10 protein-coding genes and 1 pseudogene are annotated in these 11279 nt (G+C 66.5%); 5 read left to right on the top strand and 6 right to left on the bottom strand.

The genetic code is table 11. From position 1 onward, the window contains the following. Window positions 1-97: 97 nt before the first annotated feature. Complete coding sequence (locus tag DMH03_RS33955) at window positions 98-361, bottom strand: hypothetical protein (protein ID WP_125796105.1); 264 nt, start codon at window positions 359-361, stop codon at window positions 98-100. A gap of 73 nt (window positions 362-434) precedes the next feature. Between DMH03_RS33955 and DMH03_RS33950 the strand changes: the two genes are divergently transcribed. Then, the gene (locus DMH03_RS33950; RefSeq protein WP_125796104.1) at window positions 435-1400 is read left to right on the top strand and encodes a GlxA family transcriptional regulator; all 966 of its coding nucleotides are present in this window, start codon (window positions 435-437) and stop codon (window positions 1398-1400) included. Here the strand turns inward: DMH03_RS33950 and DMH03_RS33945 are convergent. Continuing rightward, window positions 1361-1660 (bottom strand): annotated as a pseudogene (locus DMH03_RS33945) (FAD-binding protein); the annotation flags it as partial. The gene DMH03_RS33950 and the pseudogene DMH03_RS33945 sit on opposite strands and share 40 nt — an antisense overlap. Before the next feature lie 72 nt (window positions 1661-1732). After that, the gene (locus DMH03_RS33940; protein WP_125796102.1) at window positions 1733-2278 is read right to left on the bottom strand and encodes an EF-hand domain-containing protein; all 546 of its coding nucleotides are present in this window, start codon (window positions 2276-2278) and stop codon (window positions 1733-1735) included. 287 nt (window positions 2279-2565) lie between these two features. Here DMH03_RS33940 and DMH03_RS33935 point away from each other — a divergent pair, with 287 nt between their 5' ends. Then, window positions 2566-3363, top strand: coding sequence for a DUF4239 domain-containing protein (locus DMH03_RS33935; protein WP_125796101.1), 798 nt, complete (start codon window positions 2566-2568; stop codon window positions 3361-3363). A gap of 3 nt (window positions 3364-3366) precedes the next feature. On the opposite strand, the gene DMH03_RS33930 is transcribed toward DMH03_RS33935, so the two are convergent. Further along, on the bottom strand, window positions 3367-4170 hold the full coding sequence (locus tag DMH03_RS33930; protein WP_125796100.1) for a DUF3050 domain-containing protein: 804 nt from the start codon (window positions 4168-4170) through the stop codon (window positions 3367-3369). 503 nt (window positions 4171-4673) lie between these two features. Between DMH03_RS33930 and DMH03_RS33925 the strand changes: the two genes are divergently transcribed. Beyond that, the gene (locus tag DMH03_RS33925) at window positions 4674-5669 is read left to right on the top strand and encodes a hypothetical protein (RefSeq protein WP_125796099.1); all 996 of its coding nucleotides are present in this window, start codon (window positions 4674-4676) and stop codon (window positions 5667-5669) included. Window positions 5670-6109: 440 nt separating this feature from the next. On the opposite strand, the gene DMH03_RS33920 is transcribed toward DMH03_RS33925, so the two are convergent. Together DMH03_RS33920 and DMH03_RS33915 are read right to left on the bottom strand one after the other, a co-directional pair. Continuing rightward, entirely contained in the window at window positions 6110-6847 is a 738-nt protein-coding gene (locus tag DMH03_RS33920; RefSeq protein ID WP_233611783.1) for a hypothetical protein, read from the bottom strand. Between the two features lie 825 nt (window positions 6848-7672). Continuing rightward, a complete protein-coding gene (locus tag DMH03_RS33915) occupies window positions 7673-8857 on the bottom strand; it encodes an MFS transporter (RefSeq protein WP_125796097.1) in 1185 nt (394 codons plus the stop codon). A 184-nt stretch (window positions 8858-9041) separates the two neighbouring features. Between DMH03_RS33915 and DMH03_RS33910 the strand changes: the two genes are divergently transcribed. Together DMH03_RS33910 and DMH03_RS33905 are read left to right on the top strand one after the other, a co-directional pair. After that, window positions 9042-9920, top strand: a complete 879-nt coding sequence (locus DMH03_RS33910) for a LysR family transcriptional regulator (protein WP_125796096.1) — start codon at window positions 9042-9044, stop codon at window positions 9918-9920. Window positions 9921-10427: 507 nt separating this feature from the next. Further along, window positions 10428-11162, top strand: coding sequence for a phosphotransferase family protein (locus DMH03_RS33905; protein ID WP_125796095.1), 735 nt, complete (start codon window positions 10428-10430; stop codon window positions 11160-11162). Window positions 11163-11279: the final 117 nt, after the last annotated feature.

Genomic DNA, 11279 nt, shown 5'->3' with positions numbered 1-11279 from the left:
AAGGCTTTGCTCGCGTCGCGGACACAGGTGACGTAGCGTCGCGAGGCAGCGTTCCCCTGGAAACGGAGATGCCGGTCGTACTCCTCGAGGCGCAGGCTCAGGCGCAGGGCATCCTGCCGTCGACCGGCCCCTCGCGGGTGGCGGGGCACCGGCGGGGGCGGTTGCGGGCACCGTGGTCGGGAGGCACGTCGATGCTATGCCGGACGCTGGAGAACGCGTCGATACCCCAGGCGACCTGGCGGGCCCCACTCCACAGGGCGCGGAGCAGGCGCCGGATGGGCCGCTGGGCGCGAACGTCGTTCGAGGACGAGGGGTCGTGGGTCTTCGGGATCTCTTGTGCGATGGAGTCGTCGAAGTACATAGCTCAAGAGTGGCAAGCGGCGCCCTTTCGCAGCAGTGGCAGGATTGACGTAAAGTGCTAGGATTTTGCCATCATGGTTCTCCCGCGTCCGACGATCACGATCCCGCTCGTCGACGGCATGACCCTGTTCGAGATCGGCATGCCGCTGGAGGCACTGGGTTACGGCTGGGATCCCGACCACGGTCCGCTCTACGACGTGACGCTGTGCGGTGACCTGCGCGGCGTTCGCACCCACACCGGCGCCCGCCTGGTCCCGGAACGACCGCTGAGCGCCGTGGCCGAGGGTGACACGGTGCTGGTGCCGGCGGTGCCACCGGGGCGGCCGGTCGGCGCCCGGCTGGTCCGCGAGTTGCGGCGCGCCGCCGACCGCGGCGCCCGCATGGTGGCTCTGTGCACCGGCACGTTCGCGCTCGCCGAGGCCGGCCTGCTCGACGGGCGCCGGGCCACCACTCACTGGCGGCACGCCGCACTGCTGCAGCGGATGTATCCCAACGTCGAGCTCGACGCACGCGCCATCTACGTGGAGGACAACGGCATCTTCACCAGTGCCGGCTCGGCGGCGGGCCTCGATCTGTGCCTGCATCTGATCCGGCGCGACCACGGGGAACGCGCCGCGAACAACACGGCCCGCTACCTCGTCATCGCTGCCCACCGTGACGGCGATCAGGCGCAGTACGTACACGCCGAGCCGCTGGAGGATCGCGCCGCCTGGTTGGACGACCTCCGCGGCTGGCTTCGCGAAAACCTCCGCCTGCCGCTGACGCTCACCGAACTGGGTCGAGCGGCGAACCTCTCGCCCCGCACCCTCGCCCGACGGTTCGAGCAGGACGCCGGCACCACGCCCATGCGCTGGGTCGCCGCGGAACGAATCGCGGCGGCGAAGGAGCTGCTCGAGGCCACCGAGCTCACAGTGGACCGGATCTCGTCCGAGGTGGGCTACGGATCGCCGGTGACGTTCCGAACCGCCTTCACCCAGGAGGTCGGCATCTCACCGGGGCGCTACCGCTCGCGGTTCGCCGCATGGCTGCCTGCGGTTTGACCCGTGCGGATGTGGTGACCGCGTTGTCGAGGGCTCATGCGGTGAGCACGGTCGACTGAGTCATGCGGACAGTTCTCGTCTCCGGCGGCGCGCACCACGGTCCCGTCGGCGAGGACGACGCGGTCGTCGGCGAGCCGGTCGCAGGTCAAACCCCACTTGCCGGTCGTGGTCGAGTAGCCGGCGTAATTGTGGCCACCCGAGCGGGGCGCGAACGGCACCCCGTGCTTGGCGCACCAGCGCAGCGCGGCCTGCACGTCGTGCTCGGTGGCGCAGGCGCCACGGCTGCTGCCGACGGGACTTTCCCTTCAGCCCCCGGCCGCGATTCCCATCGGTCAGTGGGGGCTGCCGAGGAGCGGGACGTCCAGCTTGCCCGCGTGGTAGTCGCGCACGGCCTTGACGAGTTCGTCGGTGTCCAGCTGTCCGTTGCCGTTGACGTCCAGGAGAGCAAAGGCCTCATCGGCCGAAGACGCGTCGACCCCGATCGCCTTGAGCCACCGTTTGAACTCCGGAGGATTGACCTGGCCGTCCCCGTCGGTGTCGACCAGATTCACGATGGCCTCGATGGTCGGTCGCAGGACACGGGCGAATCCGGCGTCGCCCTGTGCGACGATGTTCCGCTGGGAGAATTGCTCGAACTGCTCAAGGGTGATCGCGCCGTCCGGGCCGGCGCCGGTCTGCTGGGACATGTACTCCCACAGTCCGCTGTAGGCCTCCTTGAGTGCGCTGGCCTTGGGGGTGTTCTCGGCTTCGCCGAATGCTTTGATAATTCGATTCGCTTCGGCTTCCAGGTCGTCACGTTCGATCGCGCCATTGTTGTTCTTGTCGTACAGCTTGAACCGTTGTTCGATCCGCTGGTGTACCTGAGTGGCAGTAGTCACGACAGTGCTCCTTTGAGCTGGATTTTGCCGGTACGAGCGCCTTTGCTCCCTTTATGACACGGCGAAGTGCTGTCGTCCAAGCTATCAGGAGGCCGAACGAGTACGCATAGCCTGATCAGGGCATTCGCCGCGCACTTCTCTTTCACGACGAGGAAATGGCGTAGATGACCACCTGAAAGCGTGACTTATCACTATCGGTCTTCCCACGATCGCTTCACCTGACTTTCGTCGCATGCGGGCGACCGGTTCACTGACACGGTCCCTTCTTACTCAGGTGAAGGAAACCCATGTTCTCGTGGCTCTATGATTTGCCGAACTGGGGGATGTTCCTCTTGTTCGTCGTGGTCGCGCTGGTCGTGTGCTGGGGTTCGGTCTTCCTGCTCCGCCCGGTCATGGATCGGTTGTTCGGTGCCGAAGATCGCGAGCAGCGCAATTCGCTGCTGGATCTGGTGCTCTCCGGGACCGGGCTGTTCTACGGCCTGCTGCTCGGGCTCATCGCGGCCGCCACCTACACGACCTATTCCGAGGCCGAGGCCGGCGTCGCCAGCGAAGCCACCGCGCTCTCCGCGCTCTACCGGGATGTGTCCGCCTACCCGGAGCCGTTGCGCAGCCGGCTCCGTGGTGACGTCGAGAACTATGTCGACACCCTCATCAACGTCGCCTGGCCGAACCAGCAACGGGGCGAGACAACGTCCGAGACGACGGACCTGGTCGACTCGATCCAGCGCACGATGACCACCTTCGAACCGGCCACGCCCGGCCAGGAGATTCTGCACGCCGAGTCCTACGCCCAGTTCAACACGTTCGTCGAGGCCAGACGGAAAGTGATGAACGCGGTGTCGGCCAGCCTGCCGGCCGCGCTGTGGTGGGTGCTCATCGGCGGCGCCCTGATCAATTTGCTCCTCATGTCGATGCTCGCCGTCGAGCGGCTTGGCCCGCACCTCGTCATTTCCGGCTTGTTCGCCGTGTTCATCGCCATGATGATCTTCCTCATCGTCGCGATGGACAATCCATTCCTCGGGGAGTTCAGCGTCACCCCGGCACCGTTCGAGCAGCTCCAGCACACCCTGTTCGGCCGGGCGTGAACGTCAGCGGGCGCCGGCCAGCGCGGTATCCATCGCCAAGACGATGCCGTCCCAAAAGCGGGCCCTGTCGCGCATCGCCGAGCGGACGGTGCCGAGACACTCGTCCCACTTGGCGTCGTCGTCGCCGCAGAGGTCGGCGAGCATCTGCATCGCCATCGGTGTGTGCTCGTCGGCGTCGACTTCGATATGCCGTTCGAGGTAGCTGCGCAACAGCCGGAGTCGGTCGTCCGACGGGTCGGCGGCGATCACCTTGTCGAACATTTCCGGGATGAGGTCTTCGCGGCTGAAGGCGAACGCCGCGGCTTGGCAGTGCACGGGGGTGTCGGTGATGATCCGCCAGGTCGCCGAAACGAATTCGGCCGACGGCCGAGGTACGCGGGCGGCGGCCAGGGCGTCCGGCACGCTTTTCCCTGTCCGCAGGGCGTCGAGGAACTCGTCGATGGCCCTGGTATCCGCGCCGACCTCTGTCATGGCGGCTCGGTAGAGTTCGAAATGGCTGCTGAATCCCGACTCCAGCTCGTCGCTCTCTTCGACGAGGACGATGTCGTTGATGAGTCTTCTGCTGGTCGGGTGTCCCTGTGGAATCCAGGGCACCTCCACGCAGGTCAGCTGACGTTGCAGGGTTTTCAGCAGGGACATGAAATCCCAGACGGCGAACACGTGGTGTTCCATGAAGACGGCGATGTCGGAGGCCGACGCGAAGCTGTCATATATTCGGTGGGTGGTCACCTCGTCGCGTTCAGGCTGGCTCTCGGCGCGGATCATGTCGATTCCGGGGTGGGTGACTTCCCATTCGTAGCGGGGCATCGGGGTTCCTTGTCTGAAGAGTAGTGGTGTTCCTCCGGTCGTCCGGTCCGGCGAGCGGGCCGGCTGGTATGCGCGAGGATCTCATCAAAGCAATTCGCGAAAAGTGTTCGGCTTGAGGTATTGCCGTTCTTCGAAGGAGAGTGATCGATTCCAATCCGAAACGTAGCGGCGTGCGCAACCGGCCGAAACAGCCGGTCGACATCAGTACCCACCTGAGCGCCGTTCTCGTCTGAACGTAGGCCCGCTGTTGTGCGGTGTGTGATCAGACTCCGTGAAATCGGCGCCGTTAGTGCGTTTCCCGGACACAAACGGTGGGGTTCCCGCTGGGGGGGCGAACCGGATGATCATCTCCGGTTCGCGCGCTGACCGCCGCGGCGATCACCGGGCTCTCCGAGCACGGTCACGCCCTCGCGAACGCCACTGCCCTCGAGCAGTCACCTGGTCTGACCCGATCCGTGCCGAACCGGGTACAAGGCTTAGTCGTCTGCGGCATGGTGGGAGGCGTGCGAATCCTTCTGGCCACACTCAGCGCCCTGCTCCTGGTCCCGGTGCTCGCCGGAACCGCCCACGCCTACGACAAGATCGCCGAGGCCGCGCCGGTGACGATGGTGGAGTCACCCGGCGGCGAAGGCGAGGTCCGCGCCCGGCTCGTCCTCGGCACGGTCACCGCGGGCACTTCGCACAACCTGCGCAGTGAGATCGAGGTCGGCGACGGCCGAGTGGACGGCGCGGTGTCCGCCATCGCGATCGGGCACAAGATCACCTGCCAGCCGGTGGGCGGCAAGACGCTGCCGAACACGGCGACCCAGCACGGGCAGATCTGGAGCGGCCAGAACCTGCTGCACGGCGGCGGCAGGGTCACGCTCGTCGTGCGCATGCTGTTCAAGCCGGCCACCACGGGCAACTACGAGTGCCTGCTGCGGGCGTACGTCCTCAACGGGTACGCGGCCGGGCAACCCGGCCGGCCCGGCCGCGAGACCGCCAAGTTGTACAGCGGCTTCATCGGGGACATCGACGGAGCCATCGGCCCCGAGGGCTCCGCGCAGACGTTCGGGTCCTCGCAGAACACCTTCCTCGGGATGGATGCGCCCGGCAAACAGGTGAACCCGGTGGACTACACCCCATTGCCGGGAGCCACCAGGTTCCTCGCCACCGCCGATCTCTTCGCCACGAGCTGTTACGGCGACGGTGGCAACGCCTGCCCGGACGGCACCACCTATCCGGGCAAGGGCAACACCGCGATGGTGCGGTTCCGGACGGTCGCGACGCCGTCCTCAGCCGCGCCCGGCTGCGTCGCCCAGGCCACGCCCTCGGAAACCGCGGCGGTGAGCGGGAATCTGCACCACCTGCGGCTACTCGGGCAGCTGACGGTGACCCAGCCGGCCAGCGGGTGCGGGACCTGGCGGATCAACGCCTTCGTGCAGGACAACGGCGGCACGCTGCCGTTCGTCATCCACGGCAACCCGTACTCGGTCACCTACGCTCGCCCGCCGGTCTGATCATCGGTGCCGAACCGCAGAGTCGAGCGGCCCCTGAGGAGTGGCAAGGCAACTGAGACTGATCACGGTGTAATCGCTGTGAGGCATGCCGGAACACGCAGCTCACACAAGATCGACATGTCCTCGTCGTCGAGAACGTGCATTCACCACCGCCGAAATGGAGCTTCGGTCGCGAATTCCGCGTGGCTGGCGGTCATCAGTGATTCCTTCCTTGAGGTGAGAGCTACTCGGTGCCGTAATCCGCAGATGGCCCGCCACGGCGTCAACGAAGAGGAGATCGGTCACCTCACGGCGCTGACGCGTGACTCCCGGGCTATCGGCTCCAGCAGGTGACGTCGGCTCATGCCGATGAGCGGATGCGCCACGTTGGCGTCACGGGAAGTTCGGCCGTTGCGCGGACTGGGCTTGGGTCATGGCGGCCGTAACCGGGGGTCGGGTCCTCACGAGGGAGGGGTGAGATTCTGACAGAGGTGGGTGGGGAATGCTGGCTCGACAGCGAGGATTTCGCTGCAGCCGCCGCCCTTCGCCGAGGCGAAGCTCATCCAGCCGTTGCCGGCCCAGCGGGAGACGACCCGGGCCGGGGCCTGGCCACTGTGCCGCCGCAGGTCGTGGATCAGCCAGTTCTGGTCGCACGCCCGTGTTGTGCCCGGGTGCTCGGCCTCTGCGCTGAACTCCACCTGCGCCACCCATGCTTGGTCGCAATGGTCGGTGGGCGGTTCGCAACCGAGGATCTTGTCGCATTTCTTCCAGCCGGTGGACGTCAGCCCCCAGGTGTCCCCGGCGTTGACGAGCACCGGCCGCTTCCCGATTGGTGCTGCTGTCTTCATCGGGAAGTCGGTCGGGACCTGCTTGCAGTCCGGGCCGTTCCTGGGCTGGAACAAGACGCCGGCGTCGATCCTGCCGGCAGCTTCGGTGATCTGGGTGTGCGGTTCGACGGCACAGGCAGGCAGATCGACGCGCAGTACCGCACTGTGGTCGTCCGGGCCGGGCCGAATGTCGGTGACCCACGCGGACATGTCCGCCGGAGGAGCCGACATGAGCGACGGGTCCGGTGTGGTCTCCGACATGGTGGCCGAGGTTGTCTCCGGCGTAGCAGTAATTCGGTATGGGATGTTCAGGGCCAACACCAGCCAGAACACGAGCCCGCCCACGGCGAGCGTCCCGAAAGTCCACAGCACGGGTCTGACAGATCTCGACATCGAAGTTCCCCCTCAACGTTGTCGGCGGGAGCCTATCGGACCTCTGAACCGTGGCAGGCGATCATCGCGGGCGTATGGGGCGCCATCAATGCTCGTCGACATCCTGTGATGCCGACCGTCATCCCGGGTCTGATCGTTGCGAGCAGTCCCATCCCGGTGGTGGGAAGCAGGGGGGAGAACCGGTAGCAGCTGAGACGTTTCCTGTCTCGCTTCACCGCGAGTCCCACGTGCCCGCGGCAGGGCGCCTGTTGCTGATCCAGAAATCCTCCAGCCGAGGTTCGTGAATCGATCTGTGGTGGATCTTCAGGCGATCACCGAAGATCCACCATCAAACGAGAAAACCCTCCCCGACCTGCGGAATTCCGCTGATCCGGGAGGGTTTTCGTATTGTGGAGCTAAGGGGACTCGAACCCCTGACCCCCTCACTGCCAGGTTCGTGCAGGGCGCTGACCTGCGGTTATCGAGAACCCGCTGGTCGGTTGGAGCAGTTGTGCTCCGTTCAGCGCGGTTCATCGTTGTTGGGCGCTGTTGTAACCGATGTCGTGCTCCAGAACTGCTCCAGGAAAATTAGTGAGAGAGGCGCGGTTGCTGGTAGGCGTTGAGGTGTGCCGCTATGTCATGGGCGCGTGCCAGATAGAGACGATGAATCTCTCGGCTCCGGTCAAGTGGTGTTGGTTCGGGCCCGCGTCGAAAGCGGCGCGGGCAGTCCCTGTAAAAGCGGAGACGGCCTCATCGACTGTCATCCACGTCGTCATCGCCGCGCCAAGGAAACCCGGCCGCGAGACCTGTCTCGTGGGTGCCCCTTCAGGTGTGCGCGGCATCGCGGTGCGAGCCGAAGGCTGTCAGCAGTGCGGCCACCGTCAACGCGACGCCGAACCACACCGCGCCGATGGTCCCGAAGCCGCTCGCGAACAATCCTCCGAGCAGCGCGCCGAGCGCGATCGAGATGTTGTATCCCATGGTGTTGAGCGACATGGCGGCCTCGAAGGTGTCCGGGGCCGAGGCGAGCATCATGTTGACCTGGCAGAGATTGGCGGCGCCGAAGGATATCCCCCACGCCACCATGGCGACCACCAGGCCCGCCGGGCTGCCGCCGATCACCAGGAGCAGCAGCAGCGAGGCGACGAGCCCGGAGCAGGCGACGACGAACGTCGCGCGCATGTTCCTGCCGACCGTGTGCCCGGCGACGAAGTTGCCGACCGCGCCACCGACCCCGAAGACGATCAGCAGCCCGGTGACCCACGCCGCCGACGCCCCGATGCGCTGCTCCATAAAGGGGCGGATGAACGTGTACGCGCCGAAGTGCCCGAGCACGTAAAGCGCGACGGTGGTCATCACGATCCGCAGCCGCCCGTTCCGGAACGGCAGCGCGAACACCTCCCGCACCGGGACGGCGCTCTGGGACGGCAGCGACGGAAGCGTGAGCACCACGGCGAGGAGTACCGCCATGCTCAGGCCGCTCCAGATGAGGAATGTGGTGCGCCAGTCGGTGAGACTCTCGATGAACGTGCCCAGCGGCATACCCGCCACGGTGGCGATCGACATGCCGGAAAGCACGACTGCGGCGGCCTTGCCGGCCTTCTTGTCGGGGACGAGCCGCATCGCCATGGCGACGCCGATCGCCCAGAAAACGCCGTGCGCGAAGCCGGTGACGAGCCGGGCGGCCAGGATGATCGGAAAGTTCGGCGACACGGCCGTGACGAGGTTGCCGACCGCCATGATTGCCAGCATCGTGGCGAGGAGAGTGCGACGGTTCACCTTGCGGCTCCACGCGACCAGGAACGGCACCCCGACGCCCGCGGAGATGCCGTACAGCGTCACCATCATGCCCGCGAGGCCGACGGAGACGGATAGTCCCGCGCTGAGCGGGGTGAGCAGCCCGACGGGCATCAGCTCGGTGGTGACGAAGACGAACAAGCTCGCGGTAATGGCCGCGACGCCCAGCCACGCTCGGAACTGTGAGCGCGGTTCAGTGCTGACAGTGGTCATACGTGTCCTTCTGAAGGTCCCCGCACGAGCGGGGCAGGAGTTTGAGGTCGGGGTAATCGGTCGTGATGATCCGTTCACCTCCGAAGTCCCGATGTGGCCTTGCCACGATCCGAGTCTCGCGGCGTTCCAGCGATGAGTCCAACGCAATGTTGTAACCCCAGCGATGCCGTGCCAGCATTGATCGATGGAGCTTCAGCAGATGCGTTACGTCCTCGCCGTCGCCGAGACGAACAGCTTCACCCGTGCCGCGGAGCAGTGCCTGGTCGTCCAGTCGGCGCTGAGCCGCCAGATCGCCGGCCTCGAACGGGAACTGGGCGCGCGGCTGTTCGACCGCACCAGTCGCCATGTGCGCATCACCTCGGCGGGGGAGGTATTCGTGGCCGCGGCCCGCGAGAGCCTCAACGCCGCGGAGCGGGCGGCCGCCGACGTCGCGGCGGTGACCGGCGAGGTGCGCGGGAGGCTCGCTCTCGGCCTCATCCCCACCGTGGCCGCCGTCGACATCCCGGACGCGCTGAGCCGGTTCCGCAAGAGATATCCCCAGGTTCAGCTGAACATCCGCGTCGGCGGCAGCGAAGAACTCACCGAGCAGGTCAGACAGGGCAGGATCGAGGTCGCCTTCCTCGGGTTGCCCACCAGCGTGCGACCGGTGGGCGTCAACGCCCGTGAACTTGCCCGGGACCGGCTGGTCGCCGTCGTCGCCCCGGACCACCCGCTGGCGGGCGAACCAGCCGTCGACCTCGCCCGGCTCTCCACCGAGACCTTCATCGACCTGCCGCCGCACTCGGCCGCGCGGGCACAGTCGGACGAGGCGTTCGCCGCCGCGGGGCTGAACCGTGAGGTCGCGTTCGAGGTCACCACCGCGGACTTCATGATGGCCCGGCTCGTGCGGAAGGGGCTGGCGATCGCGCTGCTGCCCTCGGCCTACGTCCCCCACCTGACCGGTCTGGCCACCGTCGAGATCACCGACGCGCCCAGGCGTGTCGAGTACCTCATCTGGAGCGGTGTCGGGCGCACCCCGGCGGCGACCGCGTTCCTCGATCTGCTGCACCTACCCGAACGCTGAGTAGCGGACCCGAAAGGCTCGGGTCGTTGCGGCGCAGCCGAAATTCCTTGCGAGGTCATCTGAACCGTGGATGCGGTCGAGCAGCCCGGAAGGACTGACCTTTCTGGTTCGTCGCCTTGAGTAGTGACTCGGCCATCGATCAGACGGACCTATGCGGAGACCTCGCAAAAGCGATCAGGGTTGAAACCCGGGGGCCGCCGGAACCTCATATTCCATGTGGATAGTGCTGGTGTTTCCGTTGGTGATCATGGCGTTCGCCCTGATCATGGGTCGCGTCGCAGTGACAGTCCCGGTCGTGAGACCGCGCCCGTCGGATCCGGGGCACCAGGCACAACCTGCGACGTTCCAGTTTTCTGGCGGTCGACCGTGCACATCGTTCGGAGTACGGGGCAGCGCGAAGGCGGCGTAGCGGGCCGCGGGTCAAACTCGGACGCGCTGGAATCCATCGTGGACACTCGGACGAAAACTCCGGCGACGTCGGTGGCCCTTCCCGCCACAATGGCAGACATGAACGTCGAAGTCGTCGTCGCCCATCACGAATGCGCGACCCTGCGCGCCGGCGACGTGTTCCTGAAGATCGACGCCGATCAGACGCGTACCGACATCGAGGTCGAGGCGATGGCCCTGGCCCCGATCCCGACTCCGCAGATCCTGTGGCGCAAGCCGCCCGTGCTCGCGCTCGCCGCCCTTCCCGGTAAGGCGCTCGGCCGTCTCGGCGAGCCGTCGCCGGCGTCGCCGTCAGCCTGGATCGCGGCGGGTGCCGCCGTGCGGAGGCTGCATGACGCGCCGCAGCCACCCCGGCCCGGCCGAAGCCCCGGTGAGTTCGTATCGCGACTCGACGCCGAATGCGAGTGGCTCCTCACGAACGGCGTCCTCCCCGCCGATCTGGTCACGCGGAACCGCCAGGTCGCCGAGGCCGCGCTCCGGCCGTGGACACCGGTGTTCACGCACGGTGACCTGCAGGTCAGCCACGTGTTCGTCGACGGTGACGAGATCACCGGCGTGATCGACTGGACCGAGGCAGCCCAAGGAGATGCCCTGTTCGATCTCGCCACCTTGACGCTCGGCCACAGCGAACACCTCGGTGACGTCGTCGCCGGCTACGGCGTTGATGTCGACCTCGACGTGATCCGCGCGTGGTGGTCGTTGCGGAGCCTGCTGGGGATCCGCTGGCTGGTCGAGCACGGCTTCGATCCGGCCGCGCCAGGCTGCGAGATCGACGTACTGAAAGCCGGCATGTGAAGCATGCCGCCGGTGCTCAGGACCCCACCAGCAAGAACCGCGGCCCTCTTCATTCTTTCAGGCAAGGCTTAAAGCGCATGGAGACGAAGGGCGCTTTGCCCGCGTCCCAGCGGTAAA

The sequence above is a fragment of the Amycolatopsis sp. WAC 01376 genome (assembly GCF_003947415.1).
Taxonomy (GTDB): domain Bacteria; phylum Actinomycetota; class Actinomycetes; order Mycobacteriales; family Pseudonocardiaceae; genus Amycolatopsis.
The sequence above is the reverse complement of the archived record's forward strand: the minus strand, read 5'-3'. Positions and strand labels throughout refer to the sequence as shown.